Source organism: Salimicrobium humidisoli, from assembly GCF_002295105.1.
In the GTDB taxonomy this organism is placed as follows: domain Bacteria; phylum Bacillota; class Bacilli; order Bacillales; family Halobacillaceae; genus Salimicrobium; species Salimicrobium humidisoli.
In genome coordinates this window covers 150,539-170,575 of sequence record NZ_NSGH01000004.1, presented here as the reverse complement: position 1 = coordinate 170,575, position 20,037 = coordinate 150,539, and the positions used below count along the sequence as shown (strand labels likewise).

Below are 20,037 nucleotides of genomic sequence, written 5' to 3'. Positions count from 1 at the left end.
AATGCATATATACACACAACTCCTATCTTTTTCTTGGGTCTCGTCAATTCAAGTGTAAAAGATAAAGGAGCTTGTGTGTTTTTTTTATGCTGAATTTTTCTGATACCCCAACAAATATTGTAGAGCCACAAAAAAAGACTGCCGGCTTTAGAAAACCGGCAGTCCTTCGTCTTTTGTCTTAAGGAAGATCATTCGGGCCAGGACCAGGTTCACCAGGTTCCTCAGGCTTCGAATCTTTTTCTACACTGACTTTTTCCATCTTACGGTCAGCTTTTTCAAGGTACTCGGCCGCTTTGTCACGTCCGCCAAGTCCAAAGGCAAGACCGAATGCAAGAGCTAGTGCTCCAAGAATGAGCATGAACGCAGTGTTGATGATAGAATCAGCTACACCGAGCTGGTCGAGTGCCATGAACAATGCGAAAGCCAAAATAGCGTACTTGGCAACAGAGGCAAGAATGTTCGATTCGCCTCCAGGAGTGCGGACGGCACCTTTCACGAAGCGGGAAGTCGCATCCGCAAGCCACATACCTATACCGAGAATGACGATTGCAGCGAATACAGATGGCAGATAGCTGACGACTCCTGTCGCAAGATCAACGAGGAACTCAAGCTGTATTACCTGAAGAGCTTCTACAGCAAACAGGAATATAACGAAAATCTGTACAATGTATCCACCGATTTCGGACAGTTTAGGAATGTTTCTGTTCTCTTCTGCGCCTCCAAGTCCCATCTTGCTCATAAGGGAATTGAAACCTACGCGTTCAAGAAGGTTGGCCACAACGTCCTTCAGCCAGCCACCGATTACTACACCTACCATAATGAGCAGAGCGGCTACGATGATTTGCGGAATCATTTCCAGTACGGTGTTCAGCATAGCGATAGCCGGTCCGGAAATACCTTCAAGATCCAGTGTTTCCAGTGCGGAAATAACGACCGGAATCAGAATGAGTACGAATACTACCGTACCGATAATTTGGGAAAGACTGGTTCCTTTCATGGAAGAAGAAAGATTCATCTTCTCGGAAACGCGGTCCGTTCCGATGCTCTGAAGGAACTTCGTAACGATATCACGTACGATTTTAGCTACAAACCAGCCGATCAGCAGCGTGATTGCAGCTGCTACGAGTTTAGGAATAAAGGTAAGGATACTCTCTATCATAGAAGAGATGGATCCGCTCAGAGAGTCGATGTTCAGGGCTCCGAGCACAGCCGGAAGCGCCAGTAAAAGGATAAGGTAGAATACGATCTGAGCAAGTGTATTCACACCTTTTTGAGCAGATTCTTCATTATCTGCTACTTTGGACTTCACCATCATTCCGGACATTTTTCCTCCGGCGCCTTCGATAAGCTTCTTAAGTACTGTCGCAATAACGTAGGCGACGAGCAGAATGATACCTGCTTTTACGATTGCAGGGATCGCTGAAGTGATGCTTGAAAGCATATTGGACAGCGGCTCTGCCAGCATATCGATGCTCAGCATATTAAGGAACCATACAAAGGCTATAATGACGATCAGCCAGTAAACGATTTTTCCGGCGACTTTTTCAACGCTGAACGACGGGGGCGTGTCCGAGTCTTTCTTTCCGAACAACCTCCTGCTTACTTCCATTTTTTCCAGAGCTTTTTTAACTCCTCTGGAAACGATCGCAGCTACTATAAATCCTATAATTAGTACGAGAAGCGCAAGAAGAAGCTGCGGTATTTGCGCAATAAAATCTTCGAATGTCTTCATGAGACCATCCACATGATCATCCTCCTTTACTATATTTAAAAAAAATGAATCACTTCCTCCTTCATCGGAGCAAAGTTTCTTCCGGGAAACATTTCCCGGAGCATAACGGCCTCAGACGGAGACCATCATGCGCCGGAAAACGGCCCGAGTGCTTATACGTCTGCGGTGATGCCCGTGACGATCCGTTTCCGGTATTCACTGGGAGAACAGGAGTACTTCTCCTGAAAGATACGGATGAAGTGCCCGTTACTGATGCCGATTCTATCGGCAACGTCCCGGATGGGCAGGGCCATATCCTGAAGAAGGAGCACACTCTCTTCAAGCTTCTTTCTTTTTATATATTCATTGCAGGTGGTATCGAGATGAGTACGGACCAGCCGGGCGAGATGGCCGGGAGACATTCCGAGCCCGTCTGCTATCAAAGTGACGGAGAGCTGATCATACAGATGTTCATCCACGTACTGAATGAACTTCATCACTTGCGGATGGGAAGGGGATTCCATTAAATATGTATTGACTGTGTGCATAAATGTATCGGTCATGAAATACACCCCCGTCCGAAAATCTTCTTCCGTTTCCCATGACTCCACCAGTTTCATTAAAGAGACGGCTGTCGCCATAAACTCCCACGCAAATACAAAACGCTTGGAAAAACGTTCCGCTGAAGCCCCGGCCAGATAAACGAAAAACCTCCGGTAATCCTTCACACGTTCCTGCGGGTCTTTCTCTTCTGCCAGAATATCAGCAATGTTTTCTATCCGTCTGTAAGCTTCGGACTGTTTGCTGTTACATACGGCTGCGAAATAATACTCCTCTTCCTTTATAATAGTGGCAAAAGTCTTTTCTCCCGTGTTCTGCAGGTTAAAAAGTTCCTGATCATACAGCTGTTTGAACTTATTTTCGTTTGTACTATCCACTCAGAATCACCTTCCTCCCGTCCTTTTACCTGATACTTACCGGCTGCTGTTACCGGCAGATTCTTTTGCTCTGCAGTAGGGACACTGAAGGTGGATGATTTTTCCGTCTGTAACTGTTTCCTCAAAATTAGTCTGGCATTGAATACACGTCATCGCTCGTACCTTGTAACTCAAAATGAACAATCCTCCTAAATCCGTAACAGGTATTACGCTGTTAATGTAACCATACCCTAAATAACAGATAATACATTCATAATTACGAACATTTATTGTTAATATTCAACATTGTAATAAATTACGACTTTTGACCTAATTCGTGCATATTAATTGAATTTTCTAATAATATTATAACATTAACTCCTGCTCCCGAAAACCTTACCTTTACTCCCGCTCTCACGGCTGCACGCAATAAAAAAACACCTGTTGTGTACAGGTGCTTCTCCCCGGTTATTTATCTTCCTCAATAGGAAGAAATTCGAAAATCTCGCCGGATTCGATGGAATCTGCAAGACGCTCCAGCCACTTACAGTACTTACGATATTCTTCGAGCTGATTGTAGTCTTTGCGCGCTCTCTCCTTCAGTTCTTCTTCCGTACCTTCGTCATCGATGACTTCCTGAAGCTTCTCTTCTGCATATTCGATCGCGGATAAATTCAATTTCGCTTCCCTTTCCCACTTGTTACCAAAGAAATGAGAAAAATACTTAAAGAAGTTCTTCTCAGCCGTAAAAGCGTCCTTACGGGAGCCCTTCTGCCAGACTTTCTTTACGATGCTCACTTCCTGAAGATTACGGACAGCTATGCTCATACTCGGCTTACTCATTCCAAGATCATCTTTCATATCATCTAAAGTCATAGGCTGATGTTTAAAATACATCCGTGCAAACAGCCGCCCCGTTGACGGGGTGATACCGTACAGGTCCATCGTTTCAGCAATGGAATCGACGACTGCCCCTTCCGCTTCCTCAATCAGTGCTTCCGAATCCTTTTCCACCGGGAGCCCCTCCTTTTATTTCATTTAAAGTATTTAATATTAACTAAAATATAACACAAATTAAAATCAGGGACTTGTAAAATAGCCCCTGATTTTAGTAATTTCCTTATTTCTTTTCCGATTAAACTTTTACTGTTCCTGCATCTGCCGGATGAACGCCGTGCTGATAATAGTCGACATACTCGGGCTCGAGCGGTTTTTTGCCGCGGATGATGTCTGCAGCCTTCTCGGCAAGCATCAGTACCGGTGCGTGAATGTTCCCATTCGTTACGTACGGCATAGCGGATGCATCGACCACCCGGAGGTTGTCGAGTCCGTGAACTTTCATCGTTTCCGGATCGACGACGGCCATAGGGTCGGATTTCGCTCCCATTTTCGCTGTACAACTCGGATGCAGAGCCGTTTCTGCGTCTTCCGCCACCCAGTTCAGGATTTCTTCTTCCGTCTGCACCGACGGTCCCGGCGAAATCTCTCCGCTGTTGTAAGGTTTCATGGCAGGCTGTTGCATGATTTCACGCGTGACGCGCACTGCTTCCACCCATTCACGTCTGTCCTGCTCGGTGGAAAGGTAGTTATAAATCATGCTTGGATGCGCTTTTGGATCGTTGGACTGTATTTTCAAGGAACCGCGGGCATCCGAATACATCGGTCCGATGTGTACCTGAAAACCGTGTTCCACCGGTGCTTTTTCACCGTCGTACCGGACGGCGACCGGAAGGAAATGATACATAAGGTTCGGATAATCCACGTCTTCGTTCGACCGTACGAACCCTCCGCCTTCGAAATGGTTCGTCGCAGCAGGGCCCTGACGTTTCAGCAGCCACTGCAGACCGATCCACGGCATATTTTTCAGTTTAAGGCTCGGCTGCTGGGAAACCGGCAGCGGGCAGCCGTGCTGAATATAAACTTCCAGGTGATCCTGCAGGTTCTCACCCACTCCCGGAAGATTCACTTTCGGCTGAACGCCGACGGAACGAAGATGTTCAGGGTCACCTACTCCGGAAAGCTGAAGAAGCTGTGGAGTGTTGATTGCGCCGCCGGAGAGGATGACTTCTCCTGCGGATACGTAATGTTCTTTTCCGTTCCGCTTATAGGTAAGTCCCCGTGCTTTTCCATTCTCGATATCAATGTGCTGAACGAAAGAAAGGGTCCGGACCGTAAGATTCTTCCTGCGCATCGCAGGACGAAGGTAAGCGCGGGATGTGGACATCCGCCGCCCGTTATAGACGTGCTTATCAAACGGGCCGAATCCTTCCTGACGGAATCCGTTCACATCCGGAGTTCTCGCATGCCCAGCCTCTGACGCAGCTTCGAAAAAGGCCTGGAATAACGGGCTCGTCGCAGGTCCGCGTGTCAATTTAACCGGACCGTCATGCCCACGGTATTCATCACTCTTATCGGAATCGATCGTATTTTCCAGGCGTTTGAAATAAGGGAGGCAATGGGCGAAGTCCCACTTATCCATCCCTTCGTCCGCTCCCCAGCGCTCATAGTCTTTAGGGTTGCCGCGCTGGTAAATCATTCCGTTTATGGAACTGGAACCGCCTAACACTTTACCACGGGCGTGCTTGATTCTGCGTCCGTGCATGTACGGTTCCGGATCCGATTCATATTTCCAGTCATAGAGGGATTTCCCTGCCGGAAATGGTAAAGCCGCCGGCATCTGGATCAGCAGGTCCCACGGATAGTCACTGCGTCCGGCTTCCAGTACAAGTACACTTTTCGTTCCATCTTCACTCAGCCGGTTCCCAAGAATCGAACCGGCACTTCCTGCTCCGATTATTACAATATCGTATGATTCACTCATTTTGATGACCTCCCTGTTATTTGAACCAGTGGATCGGTTCAGGTTTCAAGTTTCTGTATATATGTTTCGTTTCTGTATATTCTTCAAGTCCCGGTTTTCCGAGTTCACGGCCGATACCGGACTGTTTGTAACCGCCCCATGGCGCCTGAGCAAAGTACGGATGGAAATCATTGATCCACACTGTTCCCATGCGCATTTTGGCAGCTGCACGTTCCGCCTTATCGATGTCTGTAGTGAAAACGGCTCCTGCCAGTCCGTAAACGGAGTCGTTCGCAAGAGTCACCGCTTCTTCCTCGGAGTGGAAACGCTCCACCGTAAGTACCGGTCCGAAGATTTCTTCCTGCACGATTCTCATATCAGATGTGCATTCCGTAAAAATCGTCGGAAGGTAGAAGAAGCCGTTCTGAAGCTCTTCCTCTTCCGGCCGTGCTCCGCCGGTAACAATCTTCGCACCTTCCTGCTTACCGATTTCCACGTAGCTTTCCACTTTTCCGCGATGTTCTGCGGAAATAAGGGGTCCTGACTGTGTATCGTCTTCGAAACCGTCACCGAGCTTGATGCGTCCTGCTCTGTCTGCCAGTTCCTTAACGAACTCATCATGGATCGAATCCTCCACAATAAGACGCGCTCCTGCTGAACAGACCTGACCGGCGTGGAAAAACGCGGCGTTCAGTGCCTGGTCGACAGCTGTCTCGAAATCAGCGTCGGCGAACACAACGTTCGGGTTTTTACCACCGAGTTCAAGAGCGATTTTCTTCATGTTACCGCTCGCCTTCTGCATCACTTTCTTCCCGGTTTCAATACCGCCGGTAAAGGAAATCAGATCGACGCTGTCACTTTCTGCCAGCTCATTTCCGACCGTAGCCCCGTCGCCGAGCACCAGGTTGACGACGCCAGCCGGGAATCCGGCTTCTTCCATCAGCTCTGTCACTTTGACGGTTGTGAGCGGAGTTATTTCACTCGGCTTCATTACGATTGTGTTTCCAGCTGCAAGAGCGGGAGCGATTTTCCAAGAAGCCTGAAGGAGCGGATAGTTCCACGGGGTGATCTGCCCGCACACTCCGACCGGTTCCCGGACGATTCTGCTCTGACTGTCCGGGATCGGAGACTCGATCATCTCTCCGCCGTCCTTGTCGGCAAGACCGCCGAAATACCTGAAGACTCCAGCTATATCGTCCATGTCCTCCCGGCTTTCTTCTACTGTCTTGCCGGTATCAAGAGTTTCCATCCTGGCAAGTTCTTCTCTGTCCCGTTCAATCAGTTCCGCTATACGAAGCACTTTTTCTCCTCTGGTTGCTGCAGGAGTCGATGCCCACGCCCCATTATCGAAAGCCTCGCGTGCTGCAGCGATCGCTATTTTGGCATCTTCTTCGTTCCCGTCTGCCGCTTCGGCGATCACTTCCTGATTATATGGATTGATGATTTCTCTCGTTTTTCCGGAACGGGCATCCACCCAGTTTCCGTTTATATACATTTGTTTCATTTCCGTACCTCCTTTTTAACGTTTATTTTATTTAATTATTTTTAAACGTTTTTAACAATTTTCATGCTAGCACATGATTTTTCAGTTGTAAACCGGACTCCAGTAAACTTTTCCTGATGGAGAAAGAAAATGGAGGATCTTTTCAGAGCCTTTAATGAAAGGAATGATTTCCGGGACAAAACTTTTCCCTTTTCCTGTGTAAAGCCTTCCATATCTTATAAGTGGAGAAGGATTTTGTTGAAATTCCTTCTATCCCCTGTCTTTGAAGCTGCCAGCCCGGTTTTGTCTCCGAAGCGGAGTTGACATTATTTTATTGTACGTTACAGTAATACATGTTGATTGTTTAATAATTATTAAACGTTTTAAATTAATTAAGCGACACGGTACCGTCGTAAGCTTTACATCCGGAAACACATACACTACAGCTAACAAATACTTGCAAAGGAGTGGTTTCGTGCAACCGCAACCATCTGAAACACCAGAAGGGAAGCAGGATAAGAAAAATAAGAATTATGAAAAAGCAGGAACGTTCGGATTTCTGGGGCTGCTTCTCGGAGTAGCCGTCTATGTAGGTTTTACGGGGAACAACGTCAACTGGGGCGCCCTCATTTTCATGTTCATCGCGTACGCTATCATCTTCTACATAGGCTCCATTACGGCCGGGAAAAAATCAGACAGTGCCAAAGATATGATGGTCGCCGGTCGGGCGATGCCGTTATGGATCGCCATGTTCACGATGACGGCCACCTGGGTCGGCGGCGGTTACATCGCCGGTACGGCTGAGTCGACATTCGCCTCCGGTATCGTCTGGGTCCAGGCTCCGTGGGGTTTCGGCCTGAGTCTGATTATAGGCGGGGTTTTTTACGCCCGGAAAATGAGAAGATATGAATTCACGACAATGCTCGATCCGCTCGAAGTCCGTTTCGGTAAAAAAGTGACCGGTGTCCTTTACCTGCCTGCGCTGCTCGGAGAACTTTTCTGGAGTGCTGCGATTCTGGTAGCGTTAGGCTCCACATTCGGACTGATCCTTGGGATAGACTTCACTACTTCCATTATCGTTTCGGCTCTCATTGCAGTAGCCTACACGTTCGTCGGTGGTATGTGGTCGGTAGCGCTCACCGACGTAGCGCAGATCATCATGATCATCGTCGGCATGTTCCTCGTCGTGCCTTTTGCTCTTGCAGAAGTAGGCGGACTCGGTCAGGCATGGGGAGCTTATAAAGAAGGTATGGCCGGGTTTACGAACTTGATTCCGCCTCTCGACGGCTGGAACCACCCGGACTGGGGAAACCAGTACTTCTACTGGTGGGACTCTGCTCTTCTTCTCATTTTTGGGGGAATTCCGTGGCAGGTATACTTCCAGAGAGTCCTTTCCTCGAAAAACGAAAATACGGCGATGTGGCTGTCCATTGCAGCTGGTGCGTTATGTATTATCCTTGCAGTACCGGCCGTTATGCTCGGTATAGCAGGATTCTCCGCCGACTGGGCAAGCTACGGTATTGAAGGACCGGCTGCTTCTTCCGATATTCTCGCCTACGTCATCAACTATATGGCTCCTTATCTCGTAGCTATTGTGGCTCTCGGTGCCGTGGCGGCTGCAGTCATGTCCTCCATGGACTCATCTATTCTATCTGCTTCTTCCATGGCAGCGTGGAATATTTACCGTCCACTTATTAAACCGAAAGCCGAAGGAAAAGACATTAAACGCGCTATCCGTATCTCTATCATATTGATCGGACTGGCAGCGACAATGGTCGCACTCAACATCGACAGCGTGTACACGCTCTGGTATCTGTGCGCCGATCTCGTTTACTGCGTACTTTTCCCGCAGCTCACGACAGCACTTTTTGATAAAAAAGCGAACACGTACGGTGCGCTCGCCGGACTCGGTGTATCGTTCTTCCTCCGTATCGGAGGCGGGGAACCGGCGCTCGGACTCCCGGCTTTCCTCCCTTATCCGATGATGGAAGACGGGGTCGTCCTCTTCCCATTCCGGACGCTCGCTATGGTCGCCGGACTGTTGACGATCATCATCGTCTCCCGTCTGACTCAGAAAGCATGCCCGCCTCAGCCGCTTCGCAAGCTGAAAACGGAAATGGCGGAAGAATAACGAAACAGGCAGTTCCTTTAAGGAGCTGCCTGTTTTTTGTAGGGGTGAATGGGCGTTTCGTGACCTTGGGGACCCTCTTGGCTCTCTGAAAGTAACAAATAGAAGTTTCACATTATATTTCTTCATAGAAAATGGTATCCATAGTAACGAAAGAACATAGTAAAAGATAGCATTAAATAAAATTTTTTATTCAGATATTGCTTTTTTGAATTTACGAGCTGCCTCTTTTGGGTTTGAGGCTTTTGTTATACCACTACCCACAATCACTACGTCAGGATTTCCAACGGCTATTTCATCAATCGTTCCCAGATTTACCCCTCCAGCTACCGCCACTTTCACGTCTTTATCTGATAGAAAAGAGAAATTTTCGCGAGATATACCTCCGTCTTGTTGTTGGTCTTTCCCAATATGCAAACTAACAAAATCAACTCCGATCTTACGAAGATCATCTACTTTTTCTAGATTTTTTATACCTAACAGGTCAATCATTACTTCTCCTTTCCCTTCAGCCGTCTCAAGACACGCTTTAATCGTCTCTTCTGAAGAAAAAGCCATTACTGTTGTCACGTCCGCTCCGGCCTCCAGTGCCTGAAGCGTCTCCGATTTTCCAGCATCACAAGTTTTCATATCAGCAAGAATTTTATGACTAGGGTGCCTCCGGCGTAAATCACGCACAAGTTCCATTCCATATTCCTTGATGACACCAGTCCCAACTTCAATAATATCGACGTAAGCTTCAGTTTCCCCGAGCACTTTATAAATTTCATTACGCGTAAGACGATCCAAAGCTAATTGTAATTTCATCATCTCACCTCTCAATTATTTCTTTTTTACCAAGTAATTCCTGAACTTCTGATAGAAAAGGTAGTCCTTCATTGTCGCCAATTACGCTAACTACCATTGACCCAATAGTATTAGAAAACTGAAGACATTTTTGCAAGTTCCATCCTTGAAGATAACCGTAAAGATAACCAGCGTCAAAACCATCTCCGGCCCCTACGGTATCAACTACCTTCGTAGGTTTTCTCGCTTTCTCGTAAATTTTACTCCCATTCCTCATTCCGGACGCTCCGTTTTCTCCATCTTTAATAACTATATCTTGAATTTCATACGACCGAGCTTGTTTATACATCTCATCTTCATCATCTGTTTCAAAAATAATTTTCATTTCTTCTTTTCCTGCCAAAAGAATATCCACATCCGGCAAAAAAGTTTTTAAAGTTTCTCGCGCTTCCTTCTTACTCCATAATTTCAAGCGAATATTTGGATCAAGAGCTATCTTTACGTTGTATCGCTTAGCTATTGCAATTGCTTCCTTCATGTATAACCGAGCCCCTTCATGTAAAGCAGGAAAAATTCCCGTTAGATGAAGAATGCGTGAATTTTTAATATAATTTTCATTCAAATCTTCTGCATATAAATCTCTAGTAGGCGTCTGGTCTCGATAATAAAAAGTTTTCCCACCTCCGTCTTGACGGATTTCTTTGAAATTAATAGATGTTGGGTATTTCTTAGTTCTTTTCACTTCACTTACATCTATTCCTTCTCCTCGAGCAAAGTTATTGATAAAAGTACCGAATTCATCCTCCCCGAGACTACTCAACCAACCGGTAGTAAGACCCAGTCTTGAACAGCCAACTAAGACATTCAATTCCGCTCCTCCAACGTTTCTTTCAAAAGAAGGGACAAATCTTAATGGCCCAGTTTTACTAGGGTTGAAGACTACCATTGCTTCCCCAATTGTAATTACATCCCTCATAACTTATTTCTCCTTTCCGTTCTCACTCCTGTATCTTCACCAATCAGTACAACATCTGCTAAATTTAAAAAAACACCTGTATTAACAACCCCCGGAAGACGAACAGCTTTCTCATGAAAAGCCCTCACTTCTTTTACATTCGTACAATCATAAATAAAATTACCGTTATCGCTAATGAAAGGATACCCGTTCGTATCAAGTCTAAGAGAGCAGTAGCTTCCTGCCGATAGTAACAACTCTTTAGTTCCCTCATGGAGAAAAGGGAGAACTTCGACCGGTACCGTTTCATCATGCAGTGTCTTTTTCCATTTCTCTTTCGTCCCGATAACGATGTAAATATCTGCATGATAAGCTACTAATTTTTCACGTACGAGTGAACCTCCTCCCCCCTTTATCAAGGTCAAAGAATTATCCACTACATCTGTTCCATCAACTGTTACATCAATTTTCCCAGTTTCCACGAGCGGAATCCCCAGGGAGCGAGCCAATTTTTCTGTTTTTTTAGAACTTGCTACTCCCTGTATATTTTTATCTTTCAAATTATGAAGGAAGAGTTCTGCAGTCGATCCTGAACCTAGCCCAACAGTCATCCCATCTTCAATCCAGTTAAGTGCTTCTAAGGCTACTTTTCGTTTTAACCAGTCCATTTACATTACTCCAAATAATTCCGGGTTCAATTGTTTCGGAATGTACATTGCTATCTCGGGGAAAAAGGATACAAAACCGAGCACAAGCAGAACAATTGTAATATATGGTATTACCGCTACAAAAGAGCGCTCAATTGGTAAGTTCCCGATCTTCGCTGCAAGTAATAAACACAAACCATAGGGTGGTGTAACGAGTCCGACCGCGAGGGTCATAACCACTATCAGGCCAAGATGCACGTCCCCAACCCCGAATTGCATCGCTGCAGGCATGATAACTGGAACAAACAAAATCATCGCAGGGATTGCATCCATAAAGGTACCGATAATCAGGAAAAAACCTATTGTTATCAAAAGGAATACCCATTTTGCATCAATAAAGTTGTCGAAAAAGGCTTGTGCATGCATACCAAGTTGATAATAGCTCATTAATTCACCCAAAGCACTTGCTGCAGCTAGTGCAAATAATGATAAAGAACTTAACGCCAAAGTATCAAAAAAGATCTTCGGTAAATGTTTTACTTTCAATGTTCGATAGTAGAACATACTTACGAGGAGGGTATAGACAGAAGCTACCGCAGCTGCTTCCGTAGCTGTGAAAAACCCTGTAACGATACCGCCTACAATTATTATCGGAGTAATCAGAGCTGGCAGAGCATCTCCAAAAAGCTTCAGTACTTTTTTAAAACTTGCGCGTTCCTGACGTTCAAAATTATTTTTTTTAGCCAAAAAGTATACAAAAACCATCATAGTAAGTGCAATTAATATACCAGGAACTATTCCGGCGAGAAACAAAGCTCCTACCGAAACATTAGTAATACCAGCAAAAATAATCATTGGGATACTCGGCGGAATGATAACTCCTATCGTGGACGAAGCTGCCGTTACACCTACAGCGGTCTCATTATCATAACCATTTTTCTTCATGTTCGGGATAAGAATTTTCCCGACCCCTGCTGTATCTGCCTGAGAAGCACCAGATACTCCTGCAAATAACATAGAAACAAGGATATTCGATTGAGCTAATCCACCGCGTATATGACCGACAATCCCAAGAGAGAAATCGATTAACTTCTGAGAAATCTTTCCGGAGTTCATTAAGTTAGCAGCCAAAATGAATAGAGGGACTGCTAGAAGAACAAATGAATCCAGGCCGTTAACCATTTTCATTGGTACAGTCATTTCCGGGATATATTCAATGTTTACAATACCCAGCAGCGCAACAATACCTATAACGAAGGCGATAGGTATTCCAATTACCATCAGAAGTACAAACGCAGATACTAGGAAGATGCCCATGTTTCTACCCCCTCTTTCGAAACACTCTGAAATCTGTCAATGACATGATGCAGTGTGTAGACAATCATCGACCCGGCCATTATTGGAACAGCAATCCAAACATAGCCCATTTTCATAAATGGGAGAGCTACCCACTGGTTTCCCCAAAATTCCATCACAACCTTAATTCCATATACTAATAAAGCACTGTTAAAAATAAGAAGGATGAAGTCATTCACTGTTAAGAGTACCAGTAATGATTTTCCCTTCAGTTTTTTAACAAGCATATCGAAACTGAAATGCTCTTTTCGATTAACCATCACTGCAGCCCCCATAAACACCGACCATACAAAAGAGTAACTCGCGAGTTCTTCTGTCCATATCACAGATATACCTAAATGTCTTGTTATAATCTGATATAGAAGCACTCCGAAGAACAAACTCAGAAACAAAAGCCCAACTGCCGTCTGAATTCTTTCAATAACATGTACAGCTTTAGCCATATCCCTCTCCTCCTAAAAAACAGGGACACGCGGAGTGTCCCCACTAATATTATTACTCTTCTACTGAATCACCGATTTCCCTGATCTTCTTAAGCAATTCTGTTACACCAATATCTTCCGCTACTTTATCCTGAATAGGTTTAGCAAGATCAATAAATGGCTGACGGTCAATCTGATTAACTTCAGCTCCATCGTCTATCGCCTTTTGTTTATATTCTTCTTCCTGAGCATGCAGTTCTTCCCACTCAGCTTCTACAGAAGCTTCAGAAGCCTTATCAATTATTTCTTTTTGCTTATCAGTGAGATTATCATATGTCTCCCCACTGATCATAAGAAAGCGGGTAGTGTAATCGTGACCGGTTTCTGTAATATATTTCCCGTTAGGTGTTTGGTGATGGTCTTGCTGAACAAAATATGGGTAAGCGTTTTCAGCAGCATCTACGACATCCTGCTGAAGCGCTTGATATAACTCACCCCATGCGACAGAAGAAGGCACCGCACCTGTTTCTTCCCAAAAATTTGCTACTACTCCTGAAGTTTGTGTACGTATTTTTTTACCCTCAAGGTCTGACATTTTCTGAAGTGGTTCGTCGCCATAATAATGACGGACCCCTGCTGTCCAGTAACCAAGCATGCGGAAATCATTGTTTGATTCTTCATTAATGATTTGTGCCATTTTATCTCCTACTTCACCCTGGACAGTTTTTTCCCAGTGTTCATAACTTTCGAATAGATAAGGGAATGCAAACAAATCTACTTGATTTATACCACTTGAAGTCATGAAGCCTGGAGAAACCAGCACCACGTCTGCAGCCCCAGTTTGAAGTTTCTCTACAAGTTCAGTTTCACTGGTACCGATCGTACCCGCGTGCACTTCCACTTCGATATTCCCATCAGATTTTTCTTCTACTGAGTCTTTAAAAGCTAACAAACCTTTCTGGTAAGGGTTTTCCGGGTCTGTCTGGTTATGAGCAGCAACTATTTTCAGAGAATCTCCACTATCTCCTCCACTGTTTCCTTCTTCTGAAGAACTGCCACAAGCACTCAAAACAAAAACAGCAACAAGTAAAATAATTCCGAATATTTTTTTCATATTTAGAATCCTCCTGATTGATTAATTGTTTGCATTACTTTTTCAGCTTTTTCACTTATTTCCTGCAGACTTTCTTCAGTTATATTCTTTGTATCTACCAGTTCACTGCCTAAACCTACTACATCTGCTCCGGCTTCAAAAAAATCCTTCATGTTTTTCTCACTTATACCGCCAGTGACCATTATTGGCATCTCTGGCAAGGGGGCCTGTATGCTTTTGATGTAAGATGCCCCCATCACACCAGCCGGGAATATTTTCACCATATCCGCACCCAGGTTATAAGCATTCATAATTTCTGTAGGGGTCATTACTCCAGGAGTCATTACTCCATTTCTTTCTTTCACAAACTTTACTACTTCTTCATTTAGACCTGGTGATACTATAAAATCCGCACCTGCATCCATTGCTTTTTTAGCTGCTGATGTTGTATTCACCGTTCCAGCGCCAATCATCGTTTTTTCACCTTCAAAATGGTCCACTGCTTTTTCAAGTATGACCTTGAAATTTATTGTTTCTGCCGTAATCTCAACCGTGTGAACACCTCCTTCAGATAATTTTTCGATGATTGGTATGATATTGTCTACTGTGGAATGACGGATAACCGCTACAACTTTTCCTTCTATTATTTGTTTTACAGACATTTAATCACTCCTCACTCCAGATTTGAGTGCTTTCTTTTCCAAGAGTCTTCTCCATCTTCAGTAAAATATTTCGTCATGTAAACAATCAAACTATCCAGTAGTAGGTGTGCACTCTGATCAAATTGACTTCCTAAAGGCTGAATGGTAGCTTTTTTTGAACTATCATTTTTTGTAACTGCAGGAATCACTAAAGTACTTACAGAAATCTCCGCAACTTTCGATTCTTTATTAGTAGTCAAAGCTAAAACATTTGCTCCTTCTCTAACAGCTTTTTCAGCGAAATCTACAAGAGATTTTGTATTGCCAGATCCAGATATAACCAACAACACGTCTCCTTCTGCAATACTAGGAGTAATAGTTTCACCAACCACATATACTTCATAACCCACGTGCATTAATCGCATCGCAAACATCTTTCCTGCAAGGCCCGATCTTCCATTTCCTGCTATAAATATACGATTAGCTTCGTGAAGGTAAGAAGTCATTTTTTTCGCTTCCTCTTCAGATACCTCTTCAAGTACATCCGTGATTTCTTCACTTATAGTTCGTATTATATATTTCATTAATCTCACTCCTAACATGAACTTCGCGAAACTAAAGCTGCCGGAAAACGAATAATATCTTTTTCTGCATTTTTTTTACCGATGATTTTTTCAATAAGTATTTCAGATGCTTTTTCTCCCATTTTTTCTATTGGTTGAGCAATAGTAGTAATGGCAGGATTATATATAGATGAAAAAGAAACATCATCCACTGCAATAATTGCCAAGTCCTGGGGAATACGAAGGCGATGATCTCTCGCGTACTTTAAAATTTCCATAAGAACCAGGTCATTCCCGGCTACAAGAGCTTCCGGAGGTTCGTGACTTTGGAAAATATCTTTGAGTGTTTCCGTCATTTTTCCTGTTTCCACTCCACGAATGAAATTTTCTTCAATAGGAAGTCCAAACTTTCGACAGGCCTGTTTAAACCCTTCAATCCTTTCAACTCTGGGAGCTACGTTGAAAATAGTGGAATTAGTAAGAATACCTACTCTTTTATATCCATTGCGGTTAAGTTCCTCCACTGCTAAACATAAAGCTTGCTTGTTATCGAGCATAATCGTAGGCACTTCCACTTCTGGTACAAAGCGATCAATAAAAACAAGTGGGAAATCCTGAACATTCAACTCGTTATATACATTTACATTTGTACTTGTTGGAAAAATAATTAATCCATCCACCTGCTTAGCTAACAACATGTCGATGTATTTCTTTTCTTTTTCCGGATTATCTTCAGCATTGCATACAATGACGTGGTAATTTAATTGGTGGAGACTATGCTCAATCACTTGAATAATACGGGTCGAAAATTCATGTGAGATATTTGCTACTATCACCCCTATAGTCGTAGACGATTTTTGCTTCAAAGAACGCGCCACCATGTTGGGCTGGTAACCTAATTCTTCTATTGCTTTTTCTATACGCTGTTTTGTTTTAACACCCATAAATTCGTATCTTTGATTTAAAAATTGAGAAACGGTGCTTTTAGATACATTTGCTCTCTCTGCTACATCAGCCATAGTTACTCTCTTCATTTTAATTCCTCTTCCTGTAATTCAAAGTGGTTTTCCAGGTTAACTAAACCGATTTACTAAACCGGTTTAGTTAATGGTAATACAAATGAAAGCGTTTTACAACACCTGAATTGTGATTTTTCTGAAAATAATTCCTTCACTTAAAGCATCTCCCATTCTTTTCATACGTCATTTAAACAGTTGTTACTAAACGAATTCCTCTATTATGGGAAAGTAAGATCAACCCCCGGAGCCCCGGTTGAAGGTGACTTAAGAGAGCGATTCGGCCATTTGCGTACCGGTCATCAGGAAACAGCGGCCCTGAACGCCACGAAAACAAAAAAATTGCAACGGAAACCGGCCACGCCAGCCCCATTGCAATCGTTAAGAATTATTTTACCGTTCCATTGTTGATTTTCGTAAGTGCCTCGTTCATCCGGAACAGTTTCGAACGGATACCGGTAATACCGAATTCTTTCAGCCTTGCGGAATGCTTCTCCAAATACTCCTCAGTCGCTTCTTTCGTCTCAAAAGCATAAATTCCGCCGGCTTCCTTCGTATCCGGATTCTCGGTCCATACCTTCCACAGAAATCCTTTTTCTTCATTAATACTCTCGGCCAGTCCGGCAAAACCTTCGGCCATCTCCTCGCCGAAGGGGCCGTCCATGTCGAAATCCATCTGAAGAATATAAGTCATACGTACGCACTCCTTTTTCATAAAATAGTTCCTGTTTCATTATCCCTTCCTTCTCTAAAAATTTCGACTCATTTATTTTCAAATAAACAACACCCCTGAGGCAGAGGTGCTGTTAACTAAGTTCTTTACTCTTTCAACAGATTGAGAAACCGTTTCGTCCGCTCCTCTTTCGGCTGTTCGAACACTTCAAGGGGTGTCCCTCTCTCCACGACCGCTCCTTCATCCATAAAGATGACTTCGTCTGCGACTTCTTTTGCAAAATTCATTTCGTGGGTGACGACTACCATCGTACGTCCTTCCTCCGCCAGCTGCTTCATGACGCGCAGCACCTCTCCTATAAGCTCGGGATCAAGGGCGGAGGTAGGCTCATCGAAAAGCATCACTTTCGGATCGATGGCCATTGCCCTTGCAATTCCGACACGCTGCTGCTGGCCCCCGGACAACTGGTACGGGTACGTATCTGCTTTCTCTTTCAGCCCCACCTTGGCCAGAATCCCTTCCGCTTTCTGTCTCGCTTCCGGTTTTTTCACCTTCTGAACAATTACGGGCCCTTCCATCACATTTTCGATGGCAGTAAAATGAGGAAAAAGGTTATACGTCTGAAAAACCATTCCTGACAGTCTGCGGAAGTTACGTATTTTATGCTTTGAAATTTTGTCACGGAAGTCTATCGTCTGCGTATCTATGGTAAGACTCCCGGACTCCGGCTGTTCCAGCAGGTTCAAACAACGCAGCAGAGTCGTTTTTCCGGAACCGGACGGCCCGATGATGACGACGACCTTCCCTGTGTCCACTTCCATATTTATTTGTTTCAGTACTTCTAAATCTCCGAAACGTTTTGAAATATCCGTTGCTGTAATCATACAAATCTCCTCACGTATTCACATAACGGTTCATTTTATTTTCGATTCCTCCCTGGATAAGGGAAAGGACGAAACAGATCGCCCAGTAAATAGCTGCCGCCTCGATATATAGCAGAAGCGGTGTGTAAGTAGTCGCGACTATTTCCTGAGCTTTCCGGAACATTTCGCTCACAAGAATCGTCGAAGCGAGCGACGTCTCTTTCACGAGGCCGATGAACGAATTGGAAAGCGGCGGAATCGAGACGCGGGCCGCCTGCGGCAGAATCACCCGTCGCAGCGACTGCATGTACGACATTCCGATGGAAGAAGCCGCCTCCCACTGCCCTTTGTTCACGGAAAGGATCGATGCCCGGATCGTTTCGGAAGCATAAGCCCCCGTGTTGAGGGAAAAGGCGATCAGTGCCCCCGTGAACGGCTCGAATTTCAAGAATTCCACTCCGAGGTTACCGAGACCGAAATAGACGATGAATAACTGAACGAGAAGCGGTGTCCCGCGAATGATGGATACGTACACCCGCGCCGCCCCCGACAGTAAAGCGATACCCGAAAGACGGCTCAGTGCTGTAACAATCGCAAGAACCAGTCCTATAAAAAACGACAGCAGGGAGAGAGGAATCGTATACGTAAGCACTCCCCGCATTAGCGGCAGGAACGAATCCTTCAGTATTTCTATATTCTCCGAGCTTAACCAGAGAATACTATTGAACAGAGACATCTTCATCGAACCATTCGTTGGAGATTTCTTTCAGCGTTCCGTCTTCTTTCATTTCTTCAAGAGCTCCATTCACCGCCTCCACCAGTTCTTCATTCCCCTGGCGGAACATCATCGCCGTTTCGGAAGCGTCATCTTTGCGATCCGCAATTTTCACTCCGGCTTTATCCCCTCTCGTATTCAGGAAATCCAGTACGGATAGACGATCGTTCACGGTCGCGTCCGCCCGGCCATTTGCCAGAAGCTCCATCGCAGGATTAAACCCTTCAACGCTTTCGATTTCCGCTCCATGCTTCTCGGCGATGGAGGCATAGTTACTCGTCAGGGACTGAGCGGAAGTCGCACCTTCCAGATCCTCGAAACTTTGGATCTCCTCATTGTCCTCCTGAGTTACGAGCACAGCAGAAGTATACGTGTAAGGTTCGGAGAATGCATATTTCTCTTCTCTGTCCGGCTTGATCCCGACCTGATTGGCAATCATATCAAAACGCTCATTGTTCAGACCTGCAAACATGGAGTCCCATTTCGTTTCCTCGAAATTCACTTCAACCCCGAGCCTTTTCCCTATTTCTTTCGCAACTTCTACGTCATACCCGGTAAGCTCATCTTCCTCGTTGTGGAAGGTATAGGGAGCATACGTCCCTTCCGTACCAACCGTGAGCACCCCTTTTTCCTGAATGCTTTCCCACACGCTTCCGCTCTGGTCACCGGAAGAAGAATCACCTGCTTCCGACTCTCCTTCACTTGACCCGCACGCACTGAGAATCACCATAAAAGTAATAATAGATATAAAACCGATAACTTTCTTCATTAAATCCAGCTCCCTTTAATCCTTAGTAAATTTGTATGTTTAATAAGAATACAAAAGGTAATGCTTTTCGTCAACAATTAAATAGTTTCGATAAAATACCGGAACATATCTGAATGTTTAAATCATTTAAAGAGAACCACTTATAATATACGGCCACTATGAACGAAGTATAGTACTGAACTTTTCCTGCTTCGAGGGAAACATCGTTGAATCAGGGAGACACTTTTTCAATCAAGTGTCTTTCGTGACTTTCACCGTTCTCAAAAAGCTCCGAAGGTAACGATTAGCTCCGAATCGTTACCTTCAACAGACAATTTCTCCTGCGAAGGGAATGATTTCGACCTTTTCGTGACCTTCACACAGTAAATTCTCTCCTGAAGGGAAGGATTCGGGGTGCAGCCGCATAAAAAAAGCTGCCGTCCACGCAGGGACCACAGCT

Annotated in this window: 19 protein-coding genes; 1 reads left to right on the top strand and 18 read right to left on the bottom strand. The window is 44.7% G+C overall.

The features are described 5' to 3' along the window. Nucleotides 1-178: 178 nt before the first annotated feature. From CKW00_RS04015 to betB, 5 genes are all read right to left on the bottom strand, one after another. Nucleotides 179-1,744, bottom strand: coding sequence for a mechanosensitive ion channel (locus tag CKW00_RS04015; protein WP_095821490.1), 1,566 nt, complete (start codon nucleotides 1,742-1,744; stop codon nucleotides 179-181). Between the two features lie 140 nt (nucleotides 1,745-1,884). After that, the gene (locus tag CKW00_RS04010; protein WP_095821489.1) at nucleotides 1,885-2,649 is read right to left on the bottom strand and encodes a helix-turn-helix transcriptional regulator; all 765 of its coding nucleotides are present in this window, start codon (nucleotides 2,647-2,649) and stop codon (nucleotides 1,885-1,887) included. A gap of 447 nt (nucleotides 2,650-3,096) precedes the next feature. After that, nucleotides 3,097-3,642 carry a choline uptake/conversion transcriptional regulator CudC gene (gene cudC, locus CKW00_RS04005; protein WP_095821488.1) on the bottom strand — a complete coding sequence of 182 codons (546 nt, stop codon included), beginning with the start codon at nucleotides 3,640-3,642 and terminating at the stop codon, nucleotides 3,097-3,099. A gap of 121 nt (nucleotides 3,643-3,763) precedes the next feature. After that, nucleotides 3,764-5,449 carry a choline dehydrogenase gene (gene betA, locus CKW00_RS04000; RefSeq protein ID WP_095821487.1) on the bottom strand — a complete coding sequence of 562 codons (1,686 nt, stop codon included), beginning with the start codon at nucleotides 5,447-5,449 and terminating at the stop codon, nucleotides 3,764-3,766. A gap of 16 nt (nucleotides 5,450-5,465) precedes the next feature. After that, complete coding sequence (betB, locus tag CKW00_RS03995) at nucleotides 5,466-6,932, bottom strand: betaine-aldehyde dehydrogenase (protein ID WP_095821486.1); 1,467 nt, start codon at nucleotides 6,930-6,932, stop codon at nucleotides 5,466-5,468. A 454-nt stretch (nucleotides 6,933-7,386) separates the two neighbouring features. Here betB and CKW00_RS03990 point away from each other — a divergent pair, with 454 nt between their 5' ends. Further along, complete coding sequence (locus CKW00_RS03990) at nucleotides 7,387-9,042, top strand: sodium:solute symporter family protein (protein WP_095821485.1); 1,656 nt, start codon at nucleotides 7,387-7,389, stop codon at nucleotides 9,040-9,042. 186 nt (nucleotides 9,043-9,228) lie between these two features. Here the strand turns inward: CKW00_RS03990 and hxlA are convergent, their stop codons facing one another. From hxlA to CKW00_RS03925, 13 genes are all read right to left on the bottom strand, one after another. Then, nucleotides 9,229-9,846 carry a 3-hexulose-6-phosphate synthase gene (gene hxlA / locus CKW00_RS03985; protein ID WP_095821484.1) on the bottom strand — a complete coding sequence of 206 codons (618 nt, stop codon included), beginning with the start codon at nucleotides 9,844-9,846 and terminating at the stop codon, nucleotides 9,229-9,231. A gap of 4 nt (nucleotides 9,847-9,850) precedes the next feature. Continuing rightward, on the bottom strand, nucleotides 9,851-10,801 hold the full coding sequence (locus tag CKW00_RS03980; RefSeq protein ID WP_095821483.1) for a sugar kinase: 951 nt from the start codon (nucleotides 10,799-10,801) through the stop codon (nucleotides 9,851-9,853). Then, entirely contained in the window at nucleotides 10,798-11,448 is a 651-nt protein-coding gene (gene rpiA / locus CKW00_RS03975) for a ribose-5-phosphate isomerase RpiA (protein WP_095821482.1), read from the bottom strand. Before rpiA ends, CKW00_RS03980 begins: the two co-directional genes overlap by 4 nt. Beyond that, complete coding sequence (locus tag CKW00_RS03970) at nucleotides 11,449-12,744, bottom strand: TRAP transporter large permease (protein ID WP_095821481.1); 1,296 nt, start codon at nucleotides 12,742-12,744, stop codon at nucleotides 11,449-11,451. Next, nucleotides 12,729-13,226 carry a TRAP transporter small permease gene (locus CKW00_RS03965; RefSeq protein ID WP_095821480.1) on the bottom strand — a complete coding sequence of 166 codons (498 nt, stop codon included), beginning with the start codon at nucleotides 13,224-13,226 and terminating at the stop codon, nucleotides 12,729-12,731. Before CKW00_RS03965 ends, CKW00_RS03970 begins: the two co-directional genes overlap by 16 nt. Nucleotides 13,227-13,278: 52 nt before the next feature. Continuing rightward, nucleotides 13,279-14,319 (bottom strand): TRAP transporter substrate-binding protein, encoded by a 1,041-nt coding sequence (locus CKW00_RS03960; RefSeq protein ID WP_095821479.1) that lies wholly within the window; start codon nucleotides 14,317-14,319, stop codon nucleotides 13,279-13,281. A 2-nt stretch (nucleotides 14,320-14,321) separates the two neighbouring features. Continuing rightward, complete coding sequence (locus CKW00_RS03955; RefSeq protein WP_095821478.1) at nucleotides 14,322-14,960, bottom strand: bifunctional 4-hydroxy-2-oxoglutarate aldolase/2-dehydro-3-deoxy-phosphogluconate aldolase; 639 nt, start codon at nucleotides 14,958-14,960, stop codon at nucleotides 14,322-14,324. 11 nt (nucleotides 14,961-14,971) lie between these two features. Then, nucleotides 14,972-15,523: a 6-phospho-3-hexuloisomerase gene (hxlB, locus tag CKW00_RS03950; protein ID WP_095821477.1), complete on the bottom strand. Its 552-nt coding sequence runs from the start codon at nucleotides 15,521-15,523 to the stop codon at nucleotides 14,972-14,974. An 11-nt stretch (nucleotides 15,524-15,534) separates the two neighbouring features. After that, nucleotides 15,535-16,536, bottom strand: coding sequence for a LacI family DNA-binding transcriptional regulator (locus CKW00_RS03945; protein WP_095821476.1), 1,002 nt, complete (start codon nucleotides 16,534-16,536; stop codon nucleotides 15,535-15,537). Nucleotides 16,537-16,906: 370 nt separating this feature from the next. Continuing rightward, nucleotides 16,907-17,212: a monooxygenase gene (locus CKW00_RS03940; RefSeq protein WP_095821475.1), complete on the bottom strand. Its 306-nt coding sequence runs from the start codon at nucleotides 17,210-17,212 to the stop codon at nucleotides 16,907-16,909. Nucleotides 17,213-17,337: 125 nt separating this feature from the next. Further along, the gene (locus CKW00_RS03935; RefSeq protein ID WP_095821474.1) at nucleotides 17,338-18,075 is read right to left on the bottom strand and encodes an amino acid ABC transporter ATP-binding protein; all 738 of its coding nucleotides are present in this window, start codon (nucleotides 18,073-18,075) and stop codon (nucleotides 17,338-17,340) included. A 10-nt stretch (nucleotides 18,076-18,085) separates the two neighbouring features. After that, on the bottom strand, nucleotides 18,086-18,796 hold the full coding sequence (locus CKW00_RS03930) for an amino acid ABC transporter permease (RefSeq protein ID WP_095821473.1): 711 nt from the start codon (nucleotides 18,794-18,796) through the stop codon (nucleotides 18,086-18,088). Further along, nucleotides 18,774-19,598, bottom strand: a complete 825-nt coding sequence (locus CKW00_RS03925; protein ID WP_095821472.1) for an amino acid ABC transporter substrate-binding protein — start codon at nucleotides 19,596-19,598, stop codon at nucleotides 18,774-18,776. The genes CKW00_RS03930 and CKW00_RS03925 overlap by 23 nt, the downstream gene beginning before the upstream one ends. Between the last annotated feature and the right edge of the window lie 439 nt (nucleotides 19,599-20,037).